A 23,330-nucleotide genomic window follows, 5' to 3' on the forward strand; every position below is an offset into this window, starting at 1 on the left:
CAACTTCCAATTGAGATCCAAATATTGTTATTATTCCATCACATTTAAAGTCTCCTAATCTTGAATAAAGGCTTAAGAAACATTGCGTAGAAAAATAGTAGCTTTTATTACTATTTGTAAGTATACGTATTGTTATTTTTTAATATAAAATGATTTAGATTTACGAATTGACAAAAAAACGAATATATGTTTTTACACCCTCCTTTTGTTTAACTTAAGTTCGATTCGTAGCGAATCGTGTTAAACATAATACAGATTCTTATCCAAGATTCATGATGTTGTCACTCTGAAAAAACGAGTGTTGAATTTTTTGTGTTTTACTAGTCCCAAAAGGTATATGAACAAATCACAATCATGGCATATTGTCAAGCGTCCTGCTGGTAATTGCGAAATTGTCCTCAGCGAGCAAGTAGCTGAGGACGATCCTGAGATTATTGAGCGGTGGGGTTCTTTTACTTCCCAGGAGGAAGCGATCGCGCGTCGCGTTGGGCTAATTAGATCTGGCAAATGTCAACCAATCTAATTTTTTGGTACGCTTGTGTTAGCACCACTAGCAATTTCTTGGCGCAAAACTTCTACTGCTTTGGCAAATTGTGGATCTGCTTGGGTGCCTAGTTTTGCGCGATCGCGCAGCCACAAGTTCTGACGCTGGGTATCGGTTAGTTCCACCTTGACATTTGGGTCAATACCATGCTTATTAATATCACGGTTTAGTGGGGTATAGTATTTAGCAATTGTTACTGCCACTCCTGAACCATCATCCAGAGGACGTACAGATTGCACTAAACCTTTCCCGAAAGTTCGAGAACCAACCAGAACAGCACGTTTATTATCCTGCATAGCACCCGACAGGATTTCACTAGCACTGGCTGAACCTTTATCCACAAGTATCACCAAAGGTTTTTTGGTCAGAGCACGTCCATTTGCCACTTCCCGCTCTACCTCACCTTGGCGATCCTTAGTAGAAACAATTGTACCCTTATCGATCCACATGCGGGCAATTTCCACACTGGAGAAGAGTAAACCTCCTGGATTATTACGTAAATCCAGAACATACCCAGCTACCTGTTTACTTTCTAAATTTTGGATAGCAGTTTGCATTTCTTTCCCAGCATTAGCGCTGAATTGGTTCAGGCGAATATAACCAATATTGCCTGCTGGAGTTTGCTCTTGGGAATACTTCACTGGATGGATTTCAATTTTTGCGCGTGTAATTGTGTAGTCTTTTGGTTGACCATTACGCACAATGCTCAAGGTAACTTGTGTTCCTGCTTCACCTCGGATCAAAGCTACCGCTTGGTTGATATCCATTCCCTCTGTATTTTTACCATTAATTTTGGTAATAACATCTTTAGCCAATAAACCCGCCTTAAAAGCAGGTGTATCTTCAATGGGTGCAATTACAGTCAGCTTCTTGCCATTTTTCTCGTCTAGACCAATTTGGATCCCAATACCGGTAAGTTCGCCAGAGGTATCCACTTGCAGACTCTTGAATTCCTCTGGACTCATGAACCGGGTGTAGGGATCATCTAGCTTCTTAAGCATCTCTCGGATAGACTTGTAAGCTTCCTGCTTATTGTTATAGGATTTGCTTAAATACTCTTTACGTACGGCCTGCCAATCTAAATGATTGAAAGTACCGTCTACATATTGGCGGTCAATAATTTGCCAAACTTCATCTACTAATTCCTTAGGACTTTCTTTAAATAAGGCTTGTCCCTGTGAGTGAATGCCAAAAATAGAAACGGCGATCGTCGCTAGCGTCACCGCCGTAGCACCCAAAACAAGCCCATTTCTTGTAATCACCATAATGAAAGCTACGCCAGACGGAAAATGTGTTAAGTCAGTATGCTCAATCTAACACACACAAAAGTGTACAGACCGAGCATATTCTTTTAATTCAAAAAAATGCTTTGTAATCCGGTTACCTTCATGGTTACTAGTACAAAACTTATAAAAAATTTTAAGGATCTACCCAGCGTCCATCTGCCTTAATTAAGTTAATTAACTCCTCCACTCCTTTGTCTTCTGGAACTTTTTTAATTTCTTCTCTCCCACGATAGAGAGAAATATATCCTGGAGTCTTACCAACGTAGCCGTAATCGGCATCAGCCATTTCTCCGGGACCATTGACAATACACCCCATAACTGCTATGTCTAACCCTGTGAGATGCTTAGTAGCTTCTCGAACTTTGTGCAATACTTCTTCAAGATTAAACAAAGTACGTCCACAAGAAGGACAAGCAACATACTCCACCATTGTTTTACGCAAACCCAGAGCCTGCAAAATGCTGTAGCAGACGGGGATTTCCTTTTCTGGTGGTTCTGTTAGTGAAACGCGAATTGTATCACCAATGCCATCAGCTAACAATGTAGCAATACCAGCAGTAGATTTAATCCGTCCGTATTCTCCATCACCTGCTTCCGTTACACCCAAATGTAATGGATAATCCATCCCATTCTCATGCATCCGCTGTACCATGAGACGGTATGCGGCTACCATCACTGGAACGCGAGAAGCTTTCATAGAAATGACTATGTTGCGGAAGTCTAGGGATTCACAAATACGAATGAATTCTAATGCTGATTGCACCATACCTTCTGGAGTATCACCATAGGTAAATAACATCCTTTCAGCTAGAGAACCGTGGTTAACCCCGATCCGCATTGCTTTACCTTGATCACGTAAAGAAATCACCAAAGGTTCCAGAGTTTCGCGGATTTTTTCTCCAATTTCGTCAAATTCTGCTTGTGTGTATTCGGTTCTGCTGGAGTTAGGCTTTTCAAACACATATAAGCCTGGATTGATCCGTACTTTCTCTATGTGCTTAGCAACTTCTAGGGCAATTTTCATACCATTGTGATGTACATCGGCAACAATTGGCACATCTTGGTAAGTTTTGATTAATTTTTGTTTAATTTCGGCTAAAGCTTTAGCATGAGCCATGCTAGGAACGGTAACGCGAACAATTTCACAGTTTATTTCGTGTAAACGGCGAATTGCAGCTACAGACCCATCTATATCTAGGGTATCTTCATTAATCATGGACTGCACCACTATAGGGTGACCACCCCCAACAGTGACGTTACCAACTTTTACTGGGCGTGTTTTAATGCGCTTGATTGTGGTATCGAAGACGGGTTGACTAGAAGCAGTATCGACAGTAGTAAGCTTAGGCAAGGTTTGCATAACTCATTCAGTAGTTTGGTGTAGCGAGAGTATCAGATTTGAAAATGCTCTGTTTCTCAGATTGCCACATGAAGTGCTAGTTTGGACGATGGAATTCGAGAAAAAGTAACAGATTGTATCAGAGGTTGAATAATTAACCTCGCTACCTGTTGATTATATTTAAATCTGAAGAGAGAAAAAACAAAGGCAAAAGCTCAACGACAGTTACGGGTTTTGGCTTTCATTGTCTGCACAATGCCTAAAATACTCATTCTGCTGTAAGGCTAATTAATGAGGTAAGATATAAATACTCAAGTAAGGATTCCTTACATTCTCTAGTAAAGACTAGGAGGCTTGTCATGCTCGCCAAGTTAACTTCTAAGAATCAACTAACGCTACCTAAGAGTATTACTCGTGAAATCGGGGAGGCTGAGTATTTTGAAGTCAAGGTTGAGAGCGGGCAAATTATTCTGACTCCCGTAAAAATTCAGCGGGCTGATGCAGTTCGAGCTAAGCTGGCAGATTTAGGGCTGACGGAGCAGGATGTGGCTGATGCGATCGCTTGGGCTCGCCAGTCGTGATGGGTTGTCCACGAGTCGTAATTGATACTAATACTGTGATCTCTGCGCTGGTATTTAGAGGTAGAATATCGAGGCTTCGTTTGGCATGGCAGGATGATCTGTTCACTCCCTTAGTTTCTAAAGCGACAACAACCGAGCTAATTCGAGCGCTGGCTTATCCAAAATTTAAGCTGACACCAACTGAGCAGGAAGATTTACTATCAGATTACATACTGTTTTGTGAAGCTGTAGCAATGCCCGATTGCTTACCTGTAATTCCCGAATGTCGCGACCCGTTTGATGTACCTTTTTTACTTCTGGCTGTCGCGGGTGAGGCAGACTATCTTGTGACGGGCGACCGCGATTTACTCAACCTAGAAGATAATTTTTCTTGCCCGATTATCACGGCTGAAGATTTCCTAAATATTATTGATGGTGACTCACCTTAATGTTTCGCTAAAGCAACCAAAACACTATTAGTGACTGCATTTAAATTAGCCAGAAATTATAAATCCCTGTCTAAAAGCTAAATTCCTCTATAAGAGGAATGGAAACGAATGTTTTATAGTTCAATCTTCGATACTTTTGTGGCGTTAATTCAGTATTTATATTTATCATTTATGAGTTAACCCATTTTAATGGGTTTGGGCTTTGAGCCGGGAAATTTATTTCCCGGCTCTTAACTTAACTTGTCAAACACTCCGGAGAAAAAGCATACTCTCCCTTCAACCACTGCACAACCTCATCAGCATAAGGACTGTCAAAAGCTTCATACTTTTTAATCAAATCCTCCCTAATATCCGTAGCAAGTTGATCAAGACCAATATCTTGAAATAGAGATACATCTTTGACTAAAGCATGAGCTAGTTCTGTAGGACATAATTGCTCGACTGCTTCGACAAAAGCATCTGAAGAGGAATAAAATTCCCGACGCTGATAACTCATCGTTAATGTAGTCAGAGGAATTTGTGATAAGAAAGCTTGGTTCATAGGATTGACTGCATGACCAGAAACCAAATCAGACATTTGATAAGGACGGTTCTCAAAAGCTCTGAGATGCAAATATAAACTGATCTTAGCTCCATCATTTACTGGATAGTTGTCCCAAATAAAAGGAAGACGACCAAGCCGTTCTCCTATGTCTTTTAAGTGAGATTCTGGATAAGATTTTGAACAAACTTCTGGTCCAGTCCAAAAAAGATCAATTTTAGGATCTAATTCCTTGCCTAGAGTTTGTAAATAATTATGTGGCCTCTCTCCAAATACTTTATCTAAAATTGGGTCATCTGTATAATATGTAGGACACATAATAAATGTCCCAGCGTTACTCAAGTCTGCTATTCTATGCACAATATCAACTTGAATTTTTGAAATGTCACTAAAATCTCCTCTCATATCATCGAATAAAATTGCTAATATATCTAAATTGAGACTATTAAAGTAACGAATTTTTTTTTCTAAATCTTGAATATCTTGATTTTTATAATTTAGGTAAATTTCAAAGGGACTAAAGCCGATTCCCCATTTAAGTCCTTCGTTATGATAAGAATCGGCAAGATGAATTAATTCTTCTAGATCATCATTTGACCAATTTTGCCGCCAATCTCTACGTAGATTTTTATCTGCTTTAGGGGCATAAATATAAAAACCGTAGTCGATATTTTTGAGGAATTGAGCATAACTGCGGCGCATTTCCCAACTCCACGTTTTACCAAAAAAGCCTTCGATTACTCCCGGTTTAAAGTTTGTCATTTCAAATCTCGTTCACGTGCATAATTATTATTCGATTCAAAACTCTCAGTGTCAATGCAATACTGCTCGGTTAAGCCAAAAACTTAAATCTAGTGTAGGTTGGGTTGAGGAACGTAGACGCCTCGTCTTCCCGCAGGGTAACCCAACATTTATCGGCATTTGTTGGGTTTCGCTGTCGCTCTACCCAACCTACAATTTTCCTTAACCGAGCAGTATTGATAGTTGATTGACTTTTCGAGTTCATTGCTAAACCTGTCTTAACAGCCACAGCAAGGGATCAAGAACTCGTAAACCTTCAAAAGAGGAAGCTGATTTGCTGTTGTTCCCTATCCCAACAGCAGAGCATGAGAAAAATCGGATTCTAGAAAAATGACTGCGGAGGTTACGAACAAAATTACCAGCACCATAGTCAATGAGGAACTCTTCCACAACCTTGTCCATTGCCTCCTCTATATGACGAATTTTGGGATGATCTACCATATATTTATGTGCTGCTGGTTCGCCAATTTTTTCCTCTAGATCAAACGCATCAGACTTAGTGACAACAACAGCAACAGGTGTATGCACCCGCTGATTACGCTTAAGATTAAGCTTAGTCTCAAACAGCATCAACATATTTTCATAAACAGTGTCGAGGCTTGCTCTACTTGGGGAGATGATTCCCCCAGCTTTGTTGTCTTCATCAAGCTGGGCTTTATAAGCAGAGCAAACATTTTCTATTGAAAATGGATCTATAATCAGCAATATACCGTGAACATACTTAAAATACTCCTGTTGCTGAGCACTACTATCGGTAGTATAATATTCTCCTGCAGCGTCATATAAGTAAAGCAACTTGGGTACAACTTGCCCCGGCTTTTGCTTAATCTGTAAATTATAAGCTTTCGCACTAATATCAGCGATAGAAGTTTTTGGCAGACGCTTACCAGAAGATATTAATCTTGTAGATGATTCATAGTCACGGCTATGGAGAGTATCTGGTAAGGTAACTTGCCATCTATTTGATGGAGCATATTTTTCTATCAGTTCTCTTGTTGCAGTAACAATATAATGTGTCTTACCAACCGCAGGTCCGCCTACAATCGGAATATGGATATTTGTACCACCTAAACTTTCTAGTACTCTCCCACAATTTGGACATTTTTTTACTAGCTTATTTTTACCTAAAAAGCTCAACGTTGGTAAATTTTTTTGACAAGTTGTTCTATAAGACAACTTACCCTCACAACGGTGATCTAAAATCCCATATGCACTAGGCCACAATCTTGTGTGTTCTGTTGAGCAGTTTGGACAAATGTGTACAGGAATAGGCATTTGGTAGTGACAGTCAGGACATCGGTGATATATACGGTAGTAACGACTGTAAATAAACGTGCCAATTCCTAAAAAAAGTATGACAATACTGGTTATAATAAATCCAAGAATCAGGAAGATAGATTGCAATAATGCAAAAATAGCAACTATGATGAAAGCTGCTATATAATGAAAGAGCGCTCCTATAAACGTTCCTATAGATAATCCCCAATAAAATATTTTGCTGAGCAGGTTTGAGCTATAATTTGCATTGGATAAAGATTCTTTTCCTTTTGAAAACCAGTGTCTTGCTTCTGAATCTGTTGGATTCCATACTTCAGATAAAACGCTTTGTAAAACGAACCAGCCAGCATCGTATGCGTACATCAAATAGGCTGGCTGTTCAACGTATAGACTACTAAAAAATCTTTTAATCTGGGTATTACTAGGCTTAACTCTAGCATCTTGCTGTAGGGTATTAAATACAGTAATAAAGTTTCTAATACCTGTAAAAATACCTGTGACTGCTCCAGCAAAGGCAACTATTGACACTAAAACAACAAAGCTAGTGATCAAAAGGTTGGCAACGAGAAAAACTAGAGATAAAAGGAGAATACCACCGATTAGCCAACATATTAAGTATCCAATTTCGTCTTCCATCTCTAACGTCCTTGATATTAAAAAAGAATTCAGAAGTCAGAATTCAGGATTCAGAATCAATCAAATGGTGACTTGAAGTCTTTTGTTGTCTCGTAAGACGGAATTCATTCTGAATTCTGACTCCTGGCTCCTGACTCCTGACTCTTTCTATTAAAAAAAATTACCTAGAAACCTTTTTCGTGATTTTTGAAAATATTTTTCAATAACTGGATACCAATCTTTCGCAGCTAATTGAGATTGAAATTCTCTTTCAATTCTTCTATAATTCTTAGAAGATTGAATTTCTTCAAGTAAGCTTGGTAATTCTGTAAAGAATTCAGGAACTGCGTAAGGATGGTTAACCAAGTCTGCCGACGCATTAAACCATAAATCCATAATACGAACAATATCGTTAATCCGCTCTTTCTCTAGAAGGTATGAGTGGAAACTTGACCAATATATTTCCCAAAACTCTTCTCTGTGTGTTTTGCTGTAAACTCCACAGATAAGCTTAAAATGAGCATCTGGATCAATTTCACTTACAAAAAATTCTTTGCATAATTTACTGGCGTCTTGTTTATATTGTTCTCGGGTAATTGAATTGAAGTATTTACATAGTTCTGGGACAGTCTTTGCTTGAAGTATACCTTTAGTCAAATCTATCGCTCCTCTAATAATACTTTGTTTTTGCCAATCAATTTTTAATCCATCTATAGATTGAGAGTAAGAATATGTTTGTTCAGGGAGTAGCTCTAACAAAAGTTTTTGGTATAGTTTGAGAGTTAAGCTATCGAGCTTACAAATTTTTGCTTGTGCTAGGATAGACTGAACAAACTGGTAGTATATTCTCTGGTCTAAGTGTTTGAGTAAAGATTCTTCTGATAGAAGGTGAAGAATTATTGTTGGAGTATCCACTGTCGATAAATTCTCAAACTGCTTGGACAATATAAAATTTATTGCTTCATTAAGAGTCTTTGAGCGAGAATCAATGTGAACATTGTTAACCCAATCACGTAGTGTTTGTATAATTTGTAGATAAGTAGTACTATTGATGAGATCACGCTGTAATTCATACCTGGAGAGGTTTGGCGCTTCTTGCTGAAAATTTTCCCAGTATCGCCAATAGTGTTGCGATCGCTCCACCAAACTGACTTTTTCCACCTTTGCATAATACAGCCATTCCAAAACAGGATTATACTCACACGCAATCCTGAACAAGGCGCGATCGTCAATACTATCAGCCGCGCTGATATTTGCTATAACTTTGGCTGCTAGATCTGGTACTTGCAATCCATTAGCAGATGCTTGGTGCTGTAATGCCCTAAATGTTTTACTAAAAATAGGTTGCAAAAATCTCTCAGTTTCTTGTGTCAGCTGCAAATCCTTGCCTAGAAATTCCCAGAAAATAACGACTTGTGCAAGATCATTATCTCTCAAGTGATTTGCGTACTTCTGAATATTGTTTGGCTGGTTAATAGCTGAATTGCGTAAACTTTCAGGATAAAACTCCGCTATCAGGGCAGAAAATATATTCGCTTCTTCTCGACGCTTTTGCAAAACCACCAGAGAGAGGATATCAAATACTACCTCAAAAGTTTCCTCAAAATTTCCGTCGTACTTTTTAAGTAGTTCCAAACTCCGCTGATATTCTTCAATAAGCTCTTTGTCTTGTCTTCTTAGTAACGTATTGCCTAAAGTTCTACAAGCAGCGCGGATATCAGCTATATCTTCAAGCCCAATTGTAACCTTCTGGGATATAACATTAATTATAGAGCGTATAGCTACAACTAACTTTATAGGTTCAAGTTCTACCTCTTGACTATTAACTGCTTGATAAAAATTGATATAGTTATCTAATTGTCTGTCAATAACCTGCGGTTGTGAGTCTAATCGCTCTACCCAGTTGAAAAAATCTAAAACCTCATCTTCATATTGTTCTTGATTCAATCGCGCTGAAATATAGTCAGCATAATCAGAGCGTGGCGCTTTACTTACACATCCTTCATAAGCATTGAGAATAAAGTAAGAAACGTATGTATCACTTGTACAACGAAAATTAGAGTCTGCTGTTGTACCTGTAATAATAAATGGAACCCTACCAGGATCGTGATGATATGTAGAGAAACTGAGAAAATGACAGTAGATTGGAGGCAAAACAGTACTAATAGCAGCAATCCATAAAGCTACCGATTCGGCTTCATCGACAATGATGATTCTCCGTTGTGATTGGTGGTTGTCAACGACTGCACAAATCATCTGATAAAACCACTCTCGCCGGTTACTCTCATAAATAAATGACCACACAGAGTCAAAATCGAAGACAACTTCAGCATGAAAATGTTCGATTAAGGGTAATATAGTCTCATCAGATTCATCTTGATTGATCCAAAAGGGACTTTTCCAGTAAAAAATGGGCGCAAGAGGGTATGCAATCTCGTCTGGAGTACCAACAATACTGTGAGCAAAAAAATTCCCACTCCGTCCTAGTTCATCTTTACCACTCGATTGGCTAGATATCAAAATTGCCAGATTATTATCCACATAATAACGAAATGCAATGGGATGAGTGGCAAAAGTAGATGTATCTGACTGTGACGGAATAGAATATCCGATCAGCTTAGTTAATGTATCGGCTATTTCTGGTGTGATTCCTGGTGACTGTGCTTTTACCTGAAAACCAGTTTTTTGAATTTTTTGGTTATGCCAGGATGTGTAATACTGCTGTAGAATAACCATAGATTACTTCTTCGCTTTAATCAAAGACAATTCCTGAAGAATCCACAGTAGTGGATCTTCTGTTCGCAACGGTGAAATAGCACTGATTCGACCATTAGCAGGTGACTTACCAAAAGATGAGACTCCAAAATATTTGTATTTTTGGAAATGGGTTTTTACCAAGTTGTTGAAGTTTAAACCCAGCCAGCTTTGAAGATAAGCTGAAATTTCTGTATGAACTGATTGAACATCTGATAAATTTAAATATCCTTTATGATTGCTGGTATAGTGTAGGACTGAACTAGAATCAATAATAGGGAAAAGAACATCTATTTTCGCTAACGTGAAAGCAATTGGTTTGCTAATCTTTTCTTGAGGCTTCATACCAAATTCCTTTTCATGCAACTCATACAACCGTTCCACAATTGGTATCGGTGCCGCATCAGGAATTAACGGCGGTATATCCACTCCTGATAGTTGCTGCCTCACGGCATCAATTTGAAGTGGATCAAGCAGAAAAATAATAGCGTCTGAATGGAGAATATAACGCGCTTCAGTAGACATTAAATCTATGCTACGCATATCTTCTCCAGCAGTATCAAATAACACCAAGTTAACTGCTTTTCGTTTTCCTTGATTGTCAATGGTAATGCGAAATATCATTGGTGTTTTTGTGACTGAGTCTACTCCACCACTCCTTGTCGCTTGAATTAACTTGCTATCTTTAAAAATAGGTTTGAAAAAGTCGTTTTCGTAACGATTTCGTGTTGCATCCCCAATAGCCATTACCGCCGCATTAAAATCTGCGCCTATTTCATTTTTTAAGCGTTGAATCAACACCGCGATATAACTGCTTTTTCCCGTACTACGTCCACCAATGACAGCAATAATTTCTTCTTGGTTAGTACCTGCGTCATACATCAATTCAAAATGACATATTGGACAGATACGCTTAGCTGTTTTTCGGTTACAAGTTGGACAATTTGCTTCTTTGGGTAGATGAGAGCGATTAAAAGTTCTATCAAAAAAGCTGATTTCAGGGGAGAAAACTTTTCCAATTAAACCAGAGGATATACCCTGATAACTATCATAAACCTTATCTATACCACGGTCAGAACAACTCGTGTTATTACAACGAAATAAAATATTTGCTGTACTGAACTTGCTAAAACAAAAAGGACACAAAATAGGTTTCATCGGATAAAAGCCTCCATATTCTCCTGGGAGGGATGGTCAATCCGTACGTAACCCCCTCTTGACTTATATAGGCTATCATCTTCCAAAAAAAGTTTCCCATAGCATTGATCATGCTCCTCAAAATCAATACCTAAGGTTTCATTTGCTGATGTTATCACTAATTTTGGAACACGAAGAATAATATCACCATCGTCTTTCTTCAGGGGGATTCCATGGGGCTTACAAACTAGGAGTAATTCTGGCATTTCACCTTTGCCTACTACCTTAATCTCTAAGGTCAATTTATTTTTACCAAATAACTTCCATCTGCGCTTGATGCTATATTGAATATTAATATCGCTGGTTAAATTAACTAGGCAACGTGCGTGTGTACTCAAGCCAGACGCAATAATAGTTTGTCCATTTCTGATGATGACGCTATATACAACTATATAATAATCTCTTGGTGCTAAGTTTTTTATGGGATAGTAGCCAAGCAAGTCGTATTGAATTTTTGTAAGATTTGCACGAACCACATTACTACTACTTTCGGGAGAGGGAAAGTTCTTATGGCTATACGCAACAATGACTTGCTGACAATTAGGTCCCCAATTCCACTGCAATTGCAATTCATCTCGCTGCTTTTGACACCGTAAATCCCTCACATCTTCAATGTTCACATACTCGACTGTTTTTCCAACATATGCCATGTTGTTGAACAAGGTGATCGGGGTGAAATATACAATCTCTGTTTCTAGTTTGGGAACAAGAACCTCATTGCTTTTGTTAGTCGTTAAAAAGAGCTTGCCATAGTTAGAGATACTGCTTTGTGGTAAGGCATTACTTTTATTGAAAATAGGCAATGTGTTGCTTAATAAAATAGCGACTTCTCCTTTACGCGGAGTTTGCCATGATAACCGTACCTGTTTTTGTGATGAAGAACTTTCTGCTTCTATTTGCAGGTTTTCAATAACTGACGGTGGCTCTTCTGGAATCGCCAGTACAGAAACTCCCTGACTGTAAACAGGTTTATCTTCATCGTTTTTGAATAAAGTGTATATTGTATAGTAATATACTTTACCGTTTTGTAGATTTTGCTCAACAATTCTTGATTTATTAATAACCTGAACCCTGTGACCATTATTAAGGCTAGGTTGATGTTCTGTTGAAGAGAATACTAAGACATCGCTAGCATATTGCGGAACTTCCCATGTCAGGGTAATTTGTTTATCAGCAATTTGTGTAACTACGTTTGCAACGTCTTCTGTGATAAGTACGGGTTTATTTAATAAAGCTGCTGTGGTGGAGAGTACGCTTTGGCGATTGGCGTAGACAGCATAGTAAATAGGAATACCAATAGTAGGATTTATGTCTTGGTAAATTGTGTGAGCAATAGTATCTAACTGTTCACCATCATGGCTTGATATAGGAGCAGAGCCGTATTTACGCACGATGGTGTAGTGAACGTTTTTGGTAGGACTATTTTTCCATTGCAGACGAACAACTTTATGCCCAACTTGCGCGGTTAGTTCTGTTGGTGAAGCTGGAGGTATTTTTGCTAGCGAGACGAGTGCTTGTTTACAGTCTTTGCATTTCCAAAGGATATTTTGGTAAAGTTCAACCGCATCACCGCCGCGTGTTTCTATATCTCTTGCTTTTACTAGTGCTGTTTCAGCTTCGCGAATGGCTGCGTCAATTTTATGGCGATAGCCTCGTGCAATAGCAAACCGTTTATCGCTATTTAACTCTGACATTCCAAACTCTGTCTCAAGCTGTCGGAAGATAGTACGTGCTTGATAAAAGCAGTGTTCGTCTATTGCATGGCTTAGTTGTGATAGGAGAGAGTTCTTTTGCTGCTGATAATTTTCTACTTGCTGGAGTAATTGATTGATTTGTGTCGTCAACTCATCGTTAATCGGGCGAGGTGGTATTGTTGACCATTCCTGATTTGCTAGTTTTAAGGAAGATGCTGCATTATCGTAGTCTTTGAGTGCGATCGCCTGTTGACTATCGGCAATTAAGCTGCGGACATTAAAGGCATTACCAATCGGGAATGAGCAGCTTGGACAAGCTCGATATTCAGTTGGTGATACTTTTCCACAGCTTGGACATGCTATTTTTAGGGGTGTACCACAGTTAGAGCAGGCATTATGGCTGCTATCGTTTACTGTTCGACAAGCAGGATTTGTGCAAAGTAGCTTCTGTTTAACTTCTGGTTGAGCTAACAATTCAACAGCTGCTCGCATTTTAACTGCGCGATCGCGAATAAACTCCGTAGCTTGATCAATATCTAAATTTTCTGAACGAGCAATTTCTAGTAGATGCTGAAACTGTTGCGCTCGAATCACTTTTTGTGAACTGATATCTACTATTTTTTTTACTTTATCACCTAATACGACTTCAAACTTGTCTCTTGCGAGAGATCGGTCGTAGCGCGATCGCGTTGGCTCGTCTTTAAAATTCTTTTTTGCATCACCAGCGAGTTCTGAGCTAGCAGTCACTTCAGGTGATTTATCAGCTTTAGCTAGATTTTGTTTGTATATCTGTTCTGCTCGTAGGCGTAAATCCGAAGTCCGAGATGAGGTTGACGCGCCTAAAAAATCATACAAATCCTTCTTAGCAAGTTTTTCCAAATTCTCTTTGATCCGCTCCATCTCGCTGAAGTCCAGAAAATCTTCAGCTTCAGCAACCTTTGTTTGAATTTGGATACCTTGTTTTCTAAGCTCGTTACTGATTTCTTGTGGCGTTATTTTATCAGAATACTGTTTCGTTAAATAACTAACTTCATCATCTGTAATATATCCTTTTACTGCAATCAGCTTCAGCTCATTCTGAAATTCTTCAAGACATTTTTGCTGAGCTAAGGATTGCTGTTGAATTGCTGCTGCCGCTTCTTTCTTGCGCTGTTCCACATCACCCATCACAGCTTTGATTTGTGGAACTAACCGATTATAACTCTCGTACTTGAGCCTATTTTTAGGATTTTTTGCCTTTTTAGTCCATTCTGCTCGCTTAAGATCTAATTTTTCTTGAAAAGAAAAGTCAGACCAAGGTTGAGTTGGATCAATGTCTAGTAGAATAAAGAAATTTGGGCGCGAATTTTCGGTCATAAAGCAGTGCGCTTTGATTTTTGAACTTATTTACCTAGACAGGCAATAGGGAACAGTCAGGAATACTCTTAAAATTATAGTTATCTTCTTAAACGTTTGTAGTGCCAGCATCTCGCTGAGTATATTCAGCGAGCGAAACATCAGTGCAGAGCATACGCTCCACATGAGGCGCAGCTATGCCTGCAGGGCTTTATGCACTACATCATTCCAGTTTCGGTGATGCTCCTGATAGGATTCCTATACTCTATTACTACTTTCTGGGCTGATTAGACAAAACTGCTAAAACATGCATCGTTATTAATTTAGCATAGAAATAAAGCAAGATATATTCTACCATAGGCTACACTCTAGGGGCCATAAGAATAACGCCTGCAAAGTCGGACTAAAAAATCTACACGAGAAAATAATAAGTAAGGAAAATGGCTTATAGCGATTTCACATTGAGTAAGTTTAAAAAAGATTTCAATATTCATATTGACGAAGAAATAGATCTATTCGCAAATGCTGAACCTGTACAAATAAGTGACACGCTAAAAACTAGTTTAGAAGAAACAACAGAATTGGCATTAGCAATCAACACTGAAAAAGCGCGTTCAGAAATGATCATTGCGCCTATTTTATTAGAGGTAAGACGTAAAGCTAATTATGAGATTAGTTTATTTTCTGGGAGCGAGTTTAATGTTGATTTTGAAAAAGGACTGAATGGCTATTGTGATTTTATTATCAGTCGCTCTAAAGAACAATTAACAATTAATGCACCTGTAATGATTATTGTTGAAGCAAAAAATGAGAATATTAAAGGCGGTTTAGGGCAATGCATGGCAGCAATGTTTGCAGCACAGTTGTTTAATCAACAAGAAGGAAATGAAATAAAAACTATTTATGGTGCTGTGACAACGGGAGATATTTGGAAGTTTTTGAAGTTGGAAGGAACTGATATGTTTATTGATTTGAATAATTATTACATTAAGGAACTAAATAAAATTTTAGGTATTTTATGTCAAGGTATTCAGGGATGAAATCATAATCGTTTCTATAGAACTAACAAAAAGTAGACGAAGGCTTAACCATAATATCAAACTGCACAGAGGGGTAATTGCTGTTTATTTGTTGGTGGAGACAGGTAGATTGATAAGATTACTAGCAATTATGTAAATTTTTTTTGAGGATTAAAAGGTTCGTAGTTGCACTACCCTGCGGGAAGCCACTTCGTGTCTATAGCGCTGCGCTGAAGCGCAACTACTAACCAAGAAAGCTTATTTCAGTCATAATAGTTCTAAAACAGCACTGTACTTTCCACCAGTCGATGGTCAACATACTTGGAGAAGACAATCCTGATTTTCGCGACTACCTACAATCTATCTGTGAGAATGACATATATAAGTGTTGGGAGGATTGGTACATATCAAGTGATGCTTTAGACCATCGGCGCACTGAAGACAAAAAAATTCTCCCCCAGCGCTTTAGCTTCGATCTACAAGTACAGACATTACAACCGCGAAAACAATTAGGGCAAACACCGGAAGAACAAGAAGAAAAAGTTGAAATTGAACGATTAAGTGTTTTGGTTGGATTACGCAAGTACGCCAAGGATCATGTTCTTCTGGTAGGACAACCTGGTTCTGGTAAATCAACAGCTTTAGAAAGACTGTTGTGGGAAGAAGCAGAGAAAGGTATAAAGATAGTGGATGACGAGGGGAAATGGAAAGACGAAAATTTCAAAATTCCTGTACTGGTAGAACTACGCTGCTACAGAACCTCAGTTCTAGACTTGATTCGAGATTTTCTGCTCCAGCACAACTTATCGTTAGAAATCAAGCAGATTGAAAATTTACTATTAGCACAAAAGTTTTTGCTTCTGATTGATGGGTTAAATGAACTACCCAACGAGGACGCCAGACTAGACTTAAATAGATTTCGACAGACATATTGTCGCTACACGCCAATGATTTTTACGACACGAGATTTAGGTGTGGGTGGTGATTTAGATATTGAGAAGAAGTTGGAAATGCAGCCACTAACACCTGAACAAATGCAGCAGTTTGTTCGTGTTTATTTACCAGAACAAGGTGAGGAAATGCTGCAAAGGTTGGGTGAAAGGTTGCAGGATTTTGGGAAAACACCATTATTATTATGGATGTTGTGTAGCGTCTTTACTCAAGCAGGCGACATACCTGCAAATTTGGGTTTAGTTTTTCGTTGTTTTACTGAAAGTTATAACAAAAAATTCTGGGACAAAGTTAAAGTTTCTGATGAATTTCGCCATTGGGTATCGGAATTATTAGCACATTTGGCATTTGCCATGATTCAAGGAGAAGAACCTACAGAGTTACAAGTTACTATCGATAGACAAGTAGCGGAAAAATTACTAGAGGAGTTTCTTCAAGGTAAGGTTGATAATCCTCCAACTCAAGCCAAAAAATGGCTGGAAGATTTACTCAAGCATCATTTAATTCAACGCGCTGGCTATGAGCAAGTAGAGTTTCGCCATCAGCTATTACAAGAATATTATGCTGCAGAGAAGTTATGTCAGCTTTTACCTAGTTTTAGCGCTGAGGATTTGAAGTGGAAGTATTTAAATTATTTGAAATGGACAGAACCACTAGCGCTGATGATGGAATTGGTAAAGAACCAAGCGCAAGCAGAACAAGTAGTGAAGTTAGCTTTACAGGTAGATTGGCAACTAGGAGCAAGATTAGCAGGATCAGTTAACCGAGATTGGCAAGAAAAGACAATTAATTTATTGGTTAATTTGAGACTACCTCTGTTAGTAAAAAACTTACTTCTAGCAAAAACAAAATCTCCTCAGGCGGTTCCTGGATTAATTCAACTTCTACAAGACCCAGAATGGAATGTGCGTTATAGTGCCGCAGATGCACTGGGTAAAATCGGTGATAAATCCGCTATTCCTGGATTAATTCAACTTCTAGAACACCCAGCATGGAATGTGCGTGAAAGAGCCGCAGATGCACTGGGTAAAATCGGTGATAAATCCGCTATTCCTGGATTAATTCAACTTCTAGAAGACCCAGACAGGAATGTGCGTTATAGTGCCGCATATGTACTGGGTAAAGTCGGTCATCAATCGGCTATTCCTCTGCTAATTAAAGCTTTAAGCAATGCTAATTCTGTAATAGTAAAAAATCTTAGTGATTGCTATATAGCTATAGAAACACTTGAAAAAGTTCAAGAAATTTATAAATTTTACCAAATACCTCCAACTCCTATGTCAAATTTTATTTCTCATAACTATGCTCTACTCATTGCTGTCAACGAATCAGCTTATCCCAACCGATCGCTCCCTGTCACGGTTAAAGATATTCAAGCACTAAAATCTATTTTGGTAAATTCCAACTTGTGTGGTTACCTTAATGATAACGACCACCTGCGTTTACTTTTTGGGCAAGAAGCAACAAAACAGAAAATTTTAGACGGTTTAAATTGGCTGAAACAACAAGCAGAAAATGACCCAGAAGCAACTATATTAATCTATTACTCTGGTCACGGTTATCTACATGAGTATACAGATGAATATTATTTAATACCCTATGATACTACAGTTAGTATTACTAAATCTGCCCTACCTGCAAAAACTTTTAAAGAAGCACTACAACAAATCACTTCTAAAAGATTACTAGTTATTATAGATAGTTGCCATGCAGCAGGAATGGCAACATCTAAAGATGAAGAACCAGAAATACCTGATGGGTTTCTACACAACGCTTTACCCGACAAGTATATTGCTGAATTAGAACAAGGAGCAGGGAGAGCAGTCTTTACCTCCTCCACAGGTAAACAAAAATCTTGGGTTCGTCGTGACCAGCAAATGAGCATTTACACATATCATCTTCTAGAAGCTTTACAAGGTGCAGGAAACCAACCAGGGGATACAATGGTACACGTTTCTGATTTGATGAGATATCTCCGGACAACTGTCTCTCAAAGCACCCAACAAGAATATAAGAAAGAACAAACTCCCTATTTTGACTTTGCTTGCGAAGATTTTCCTGTCGCACTATTGCGAGCAGGGAAAGGTTTACCAGAACAAGGATGGGAGCAAGTTAAATCAGAAGCACAAGAGAAAATTAACAGTATAACTACCCAGTTGACAAATACTGGCAATATAACAGGCGATAGTAACACTAATATTACTATAGGTCATGCTGGGAATATCAGTTTTGGTAATATTTCTCCCACCCATAACAAGTAATCTTGTAGAACAAACTACGAACTCTTCAGCGACTATCAGTCATCTCTAAAGCAAATCCAGTTGAAACTACCAAACTGTTTGAATTTCCTCTAAATCTTGGACGAGTGCGATCGCGTGTCACTAATCCAATACGATTCAGTTTCAGCAAAAGTTTAGACTGGTTTGAACGCTTGTGCTACGCGACAAAGTCCTCAAAATGTTGGGTTACCCTGCGGGAAGCCGCCTCCGGCGTCTACGTTCCTACGCAGCTATTTAGATAAGTGCGATCGCGTGTCTATATACTAAATGAAAAGCATTAGCTCAAAGATTTCAAGCAGACTTCTACACGGGTGATAAACGCCTATCCAATACAGTTCATTCTGCTTTACCTTGGGTTCATCTGGTTGAATAGTCGAACAGCAAAACAGTGCTTCAAAGAGTTTAGAGTTTACGTAGTGGTTGTTCACCTTAACAGATCCAGCTTCAAGCCAGCCAGCGATTTAAATCGCTGGCTAATAGCTAAAGTCCTCTCAAGAGGACTGCTCAAGGATTTCAGTCCATTTCAATGGAATGCGCGCTATTAGCCCTACACTTAAGTTGAATGGCACTAAGTTAAGGGTTAAGATTGACGCGGAGAGCGGAGACACGGGGACGCGGTGATACAATTTTCCCCGCGTCCCCGCGTCCCGGTGTCACCATGTCAGCCCCTTTTTAGGTTTTTCTTAGTGCCATTCCACTTAAGTTTTGGGCGGGGTATCGGGCTGATTCAGAATGGTGCAAGACATCAGTAGTGGTGCGATCGCCTCTTAGAGCAGTGAAAAAACGTCTCAATCGTCTAAATAAAAACTCTAGTTCTACTGAATTTTAAAAAAGTGGCATTCACTTCACTAAAATAGATCGAGTAAAAATACTCATAACCTCGCCGTGCTTATTGGTTGGTACTGGACGACTCCATGCTGTAGGGTCAGCGTATCCTAGCTTAAACAAGGCGTGTATCGTGTTGGTCACAGCTTTAGGGGAGCCTACTAATAGATGTTTGATTGTTTCTGTGTTTTGTTCATCATCACTGAAATCAAGTTCTTCAATATCAGATACGTTTTGGGTCATATATATCAATGTTAGGTTTTTAGGTGTTTATGTAGTTAGGGCTTCCGCATTGCTTGAATTTTTAGAGCAATTAAGCCCCAACTTTTGACTTCCCTCTATTCATAATAACAACTACCAGTACAAAAAATCAACTAAAACCACCAATAAGTTTTGACAGTTCTACCCGTAAAACTGGAATCAGTTCAACCAGTTCTACATCAAGGGTTTTAGCAAGTGCAATAACAATTTTTGTTGAAACTGAGGATGCTTCACCCAGTTCTAGCTTTCTTATGTATTCCTGGGAGCATTCGACACCTAAAGAAGAAAGTCCCTCTGCAATATCACGCCTAGACCTACCACCCCTTAAGTTTCTTAGGTTTGTGCCGCACTCCTTATTCCAAGCAATCATAACCACCCAATCTAGCGGAACCATTATGACCTCTTTTACAATTTTTGATTCTATATTTGCACTTTCAGTTGTCATATGGCAATATTATTTGTACTAAGAGTTGAGTAAAACAGCGATTACTATACAAAACAAAAAAGCGGCATGAGTCAACAGCCGCGCAGCTTGTGCTATGCAAAAATTAGACAATCACAAAGGGTCTTCACTTGAATAACAGATGAAAGTTCAATCCCTACAGTTAAGATACTTTAAAAAATTCCGCTCTCCAGATTTATTTGATTTTACAGATCCAGAAACTGGGTTAGCACGAGATCTTATCGTTCTCATCGGAATGAACGGTGCTGGAAAAACAAGTCTTCTGCAAGCGATCGCCGCAACGCTTGGTACAGCAACTGGACGCTTAAAAGAACCCTCTGATTTAGAATGGGCTGGATTTAACTATGAATTACTGGGTAGTAACTGGGGAGGATTTGAGCCAGAGGTAACCGTGAAGGTGCAGTTCTCATCTGGTGAACTCGAAGCTGTGGGAGATTTTCAACAGAAATTACGAGACATGGGTCGTGATTTGCAGCCTCCTGCGGCTAAGCATATTGTTACCCTAAAATGGCACAATGGGCGTGTTCAAGCAGGTAGTGCTGGTGAATTATTTCAATTTAAAGGGCGAGAATACGCTAAACAACTACTGCGTGCTGAAGGATTTCAAGTATTTGAGCGAGTAGGTACAATTCTGTGGTATACAGAACAGAGAACTTCAACTAGTCTAACGACTGAAGACCCAGATCGCAAACTGGAAATCACAGAAGATCTTTTGCGCGATCGCCTTTCTAAGTGGCGACAATTTCATCAGGATGTAGAAATGGGTAAAATTCCACATCTACGTCCAGGACAAAAAGACTTATACGCCGAAATTGAACGTGCTTACCAAGCAGTCTTTCCAGAACGCAGCTTTGAAGGCCCGGTTCTGCGAGAGAATGTGGATGATATCTTAAGTGAACCCTGGTTTTATTTATACGACGGGAAAAACCAGTATGAAATTTCTGAGATGTCAGGTGGTGAACGTGCTATTTTTCCTATGCTAATGGACTTTGCTAGTTGGAATATTCACAACTCTGTCATTCTTATTGATGAAATTGAATTACACCTACATCCACCGATGCAACAAGCACTGCTGAGAGCTTTGCCTAAATTAGGCACAAATAATCAGTTTATCATTACAACCCACTCTGATTATATAGAGCAGCTAGTGCCAGAAGCATATATCAAGCGGCTAGAGGTGTAATTGTGAGTGTCGTTAGCGGTAAAGTTATTTTCTGTGAGGGTAAACTCACAAGTTTAGATTTTAGACTGCTTAACAGAATTGTTGAGAACCTTTTAACAAATAAGCCGACCATTGTTCCCTCTGGTGGTAAATTTACGTTTTCGGTTTTTGTCCAGGGTTACTTTTCAAGAGATAGTGCGAGAAATCAGCAATACATAATTTTTCGCGATCGCGATTTTGATGCTAAACCGACTACAGACATCAAATTGCTTCGACTCAACTCGATGCTACTTACACATCGTGGTTGTGTCGAAAATTATTTATTGAATGCTGACTTAATTCATAATTATTGGAATACAAAGTATATAGAGAAATTCAATAATCCTACTTCTAGATGGGGACATGGAGATTCACCTGGTGTTGAAATAATTTCAGCATGGATTGAAGACGCTGCAAGAAGCATACAAGATTACCAATCAGTAAGATGGGCTTTGGCTGATTTGTTGCAATTAAGTGCAACTCGCCAGCAACTTAAAACAACATGGACAGGTGGTAGCGGTAAGCTTCCAACTTCACTCAGTCTATCTGACTGTCACACTCAAGCTGTGGCGCTAATTCACCAGTTTCAACAAGCTGTGGAAACAGTCACACAAGATAGATTTGAGCAAAGTCTTGCTATATATCAACAACAGTTTACCCAAGAACGCTTCTGGACACAGCAGCAGTATTTGATCTGGTTTCATGGGAAGGATCTACAAAAAGCTATGCAGCGACAGAAATCTCAATATCTTGCGCTGGATGCTTTTTTTGATTGGGCGCTCAGGCAAATTGATATCAATCAATATCCTGATTTAGTTGAGTTGCAAAATGTAATTAGCGAAATTTAGGATTTATATAACCTTAAGTCTCTCAAGACCTGGAGGTATGGCATTCTGGATGTGAGGTCATAAAGCCGCAACTCATCATTCCGAAATTTCGGTGCGTTACTGATATCTTGCACCTGATCTGTCAGCCAGCCAGCGATTTAAATCGCGCTTCTGATAGCTAAAGTCCTCTCAAGAGGACTGCTCAAGGATTTTAGTCCATTTCAATGGACTTAAGCTATTAGCCCGGAACTTCAGTTCCGGGCGGGATATCGGGCTAATTCAGAATTGTGCAAGATGTCAGCGCTAACACACCCTACTCCTGAATTCTGAATTCTGGCTCCTGACTCCTGTGATATAACTTGCTAAATTGTATATATCCTACACACTGTGCTTGATAAAAAGTTACATAAGTTGCTCATGTCCTGAAAGTGTAACTCATACCCTGATAAGTAAATTAAAGATTAGTGCTCTTAAACACCTGGGAAGATAGCCGTGAATGATTTACATCAAACTGAGAGTGTTGAACACACCGATTCACCATCTGACTTAGTCGCCCAAAAGCAAGAATATTCAAATCTTGTACAAGAAAGCATAACCTCAATTCGACAAATGTTAAGCGGTGTATCAGTTCTTGTCTCCCGCTTACAAACAGATTTTGACGCTAAAATTAAGTACGACGATAGCAAAGAACGAACTATTAACTTACTCCATCAAGAATTACAAGATTATCGGAATGACCTGAATTTCCAGCATCTACGTCCTCTTGTGATGGAGTTAGTATCTTTGTATGACGATATGAGCGCGATCGCGTCCAAGTACGGATCTTTATGTCAATCCCAAGAACTAAATTGTGTTGCTGGGGAAATAAGCGCTTTTGTTCAAGACATTGAGGATATGGTAACTCGCCATGGTTTCGAGATCTATCAAACAGATTCCGATATTTTTGACCGTACTTGGCAAAATGCTCAAAAAACAGAGAAAACTGACAATCCTGATTTAGATCGACACATAGCCAGCCGTGTGCGCAAAGGCTTGCGTTACGGTGAACGCGTTGTACGACCAGAAATCGTGACTGTATATCGGTATACAAAGAACGAATAAATAGAGGGAG

General features: G+C 39.0%; 18 protein-coding genes. 8 read left to right on the top strand and 10 right to left on the bottom strand.

From position 1 onward, the window contains the following. Positions 1 to 337: 337 nt before the first annotated feature. Positions 338 to 523: a DDE transposase family protein gene (locus tag G4P69_RS09820; RefSeq protein WP_208338950.1), complete on the top strand. Its 186-nt coding sequence runs from the start codon at positions 338 to 340 to the stop codon at positions 521 to 523. Here G4P69_RS09820 and ctpC read toward each other — a convergent pair. Both ctpC and ispG read right to left on the bottom strand, forming a co-directional pair. Further along, complete coding sequence (gene ctpC / locus G4P69_RS09825; RefSeq protein WP_208338949.1) at positions 520 to 1,809, bottom strand: carboxyl-terminal processing protease CtpC; 1,290 nt, start codon at positions 1,807 to 1,809, stop codon at positions 520 to 522. The two genes, G4P69_RS09820 and ctpC, sit on opposite strands and share 4 nt — an antisense overlap. Positions 1,810 to 1,963: 154 nt before the next feature. Then, positions 1,964 to 3,190, bottom strand: a complete 1,227-nt coding sequence (gene ispG, locus G4P69_RS09830; protein WP_208338948.1) for a (E)-4-hydroxy-3-methylbut-2-enyl-diphosphate synthase — start codon at positions 3,188 to 3,190, stop codon at positions 1,964 to 1,966. Positions 3,191 to 3,528: 338 nt separating this feature from the next. On the opposite strand from ispG, the gene G4P69_RS09835 reads away from it, so the two are divergent. Then, entirely contained in the window at positions 3,529 to 3,750 is a 222-nt protein-coding gene (locus G4P69_RS09835) for an AbrB/MazE/SpoVT family DNA-binding domain-containing protein (RefSeq protein WP_208338947.1), read from the top strand. Continuing rightward, positions 3,732 to 4,178 carry a putative toxin-antitoxin system toxin component, PIN family gene (locus tag G4P69_RS09840; protein ID WP_208338946.1) on the top strand — a complete coding sequence of 149 codons (447 nt, stop codon included), beginning with the start codon at positions 3,732 to 3,734 and terminating at the stop codon, positions 4,176 to 4,178. Before G4P69_RS09835 ends, G4P69_RS09840 begins: the two co-directional genes overlap by 19 nt. Positions 4,179 to 4,413: 235 nt before the next feature. Here G4P69_RS09840 and G4P69_RS09845 read toward each other — a convergent pair whose 3' ends face one another. The 6 genes from G4P69_RS09845 to G4P69_RS09870 all read right to left on the bottom strand — a co-directional run bounded on the left by G4P69_RS09845 (position 4,414) and on the right by G4P69_RS09870 (position 14,414). After that, the gene (locus G4P69_RS09845; RefSeq protein ID WP_208338945.1) at positions 4,414 to 5,481 is read right to left on the bottom strand and encodes a beta-N-acetylglucosaminidase domain-containing protein; all 1,068 of its coding nucleotides are present in this window, start codon (positions 5,479 to 5,481) and stop codon (positions 4,414 to 4,416) included. A 70-nt stretch (positions 5,482 to 5,551) separates the two neighbouring features. After that, positions 5,552 to 5,725 (bottom strand): hypothetical protein, encoded by a 174-nt coding sequence (locus G4P69_RS09850; RefSeq protein ID WP_208338944.1) that lies wholly within the window; start codon positions 5,723 to 5,725, stop codon positions 5,552 to 5,554. A 2-nt stretch (positions 5,726 to 5,727) separates the two neighbouring features. Continuing rightward, positions 5,728 to 7,434: a TRAFAC clade GTPase domain-containing protein gene (locus G4P69_RS09855; protein WP_208338943.1), complete on the bottom strand. Its 1,707-nt coding sequence runs from the start codon at positions 7,432 to 7,434 to the stop codon at positions 5,728 to 5,730. Between the two features lie 150 nt (positions 7,435 to 7,584). Beyond that, on the bottom strand, positions 7,585 to 10,149 hold the full coding sequence (locus tag G4P69_RS09860) for a GAP1-N2 domain-containing protein (protein ID WP_208338942.1): 2,565 nt from the start codon (positions 10,147 to 10,149) through the stop codon (positions 7,585 to 7,587). Positions 10,150 to 10,152: 3 nt separating this feature from the next. Beyond that, positions 10,153 to 11,325 (bottom strand): TRAFAC clade GTPase domain-containing protein, encoded by a 1,173-nt coding sequence (locus G4P69_RS09865; RefSeq protein ID WP_208338941.1) that lies wholly within the window; start codon positions 11,323 to 11,325, stop codon positions 10,153 to 10,155. Next, positions 11,322 to 14,414 (bottom strand): zinc ribbon domain-containing protein, encoded by a 3,093-nt coding sequence (locus G4P69_RS09870; protein ID WP_208338940.1) that lies wholly within the window; start codon positions 14,412 to 14,414, stop codon positions 11,322 to 11,324. Before G4P69_RS09870 ends, G4P69_RS09865 begins: the two co-directional genes overlap by 4 nt. Before the next feature lie 419 nt (positions 14,415 to 14,833). On the opposite strand from G4P69_RS09870, the gene G4P69_RS09875 reads away from it, so the two are divergent. Continuing rightward, positions 14,834 to 15,433, top strand: a complete 600-nt coding sequence (locus G4P69_RS09875) for a hypothetical protein (RefSeq protein ID WP_208338939.1) — start codon at positions 14,834 to 14,836, stop codon at positions 15,431 to 15,433. Positions 15,434 to 15,720: 287 nt separating this feature from the next. Further along, complete coding sequence (locus tag G4P69_RS39125; protein ID WP_243902926.1) at positions 15,721 to 18,624, top strand: HEAT repeat domain-containing protein; 2,904 nt, start codon at positions 15,721 to 15,723, stop codon at positions 18,622 to 18,624. 858 nt (positions 18,625 to 19,482) lie between these two features. On the opposite strand, the gene G4P69_RS09895 is transcribed toward G4P69_RS39125, so the two are convergent. Together G4P69_RS09895 and G4P69_RS09900 are read right to left on the bottom strand one after the other, a co-directional pair. Continuing rightward, the gene (locus tag G4P69_RS09895; protein WP_208341344.1) at positions 19,483 to 19,710 is read right to left on the bottom strand and encodes a hypothetical protein; all 228 of its coding nucleotides are present in this window, start codon (positions 19,708 to 19,710) and stop codon (positions 19,483 to 19,485) included. A gap of 127 nt (positions 19,711 to 19,837) precedes the next feature. Next, positions 19,838 to 20,122: a helix-turn-helix domain-containing protein gene (locus tag G4P69_RS09900; protein WP_208341343.1), complete on the bottom strand. Its 285-nt coding sequence runs from the start codon at positions 20,120 to 20,122 to the stop codon at positions 19,838 to 19,840. A 190-nt stretch (positions 20,123 to 20,312) separates the two neighbouring features. Here G4P69_RS09900 and G4P69_RS09905 point away from each other — a divergent pair, with 190 nt between their 5' ends. The 3 genes from G4P69_RS09905 (at position 20,313) to grpE (ending at position 23,320) form a co-directional block, all read left to right on the top strand. Beyond that, positions 20,313 to 21,374 (top strand): AAA family ATPase, encoded by a 1,062-nt coding sequence (locus tag G4P69_RS09905; RefSeq protein WP_208341342.1) that lies wholly within the window; start codon positions 20,313 to 20,315, stop codon positions 21,372 to 21,374. A 2-nt stretch (positions 21,375 to 21,376) separates the two neighbouring features. After that, positions 21,377 to 22,240 carry a hypothetical protein gene (locus G4P69_RS09910; RefSeq protein ID WP_208341341.1) on the top strand — a complete coding sequence of 288 codons (864 nt, stop codon included), beginning with the start codon at positions 21,377 to 21,379 and terminating at the stop codon, positions 22,238 to 22,240. A gap of 471 nt (positions 22,241 to 22,711) precedes the next feature. Beyond that, entirely contained in the window at positions 22,712 to 23,320 is a 609-nt protein-coding gene (gene grpE, locus G4P69_RS09915) for a nucleotide exchange factor GrpE (protein WP_208341340.1), read from the top strand. Positions 23,321 to 23,330: the final 10 nt, after the last annotated feature.

The sequence above is a fragment of the Aetokthonos hydrillicola CCALA 1050 genome, assembly GCF_017591665.1.
GTDB classification, from domain to species: Bacteria; Cyanobacteriota; Cyanobacteriia; order Cyanobacteriales; family Nostocaceae; genus Aetokthonos; species Aetokthonos hydrillicola.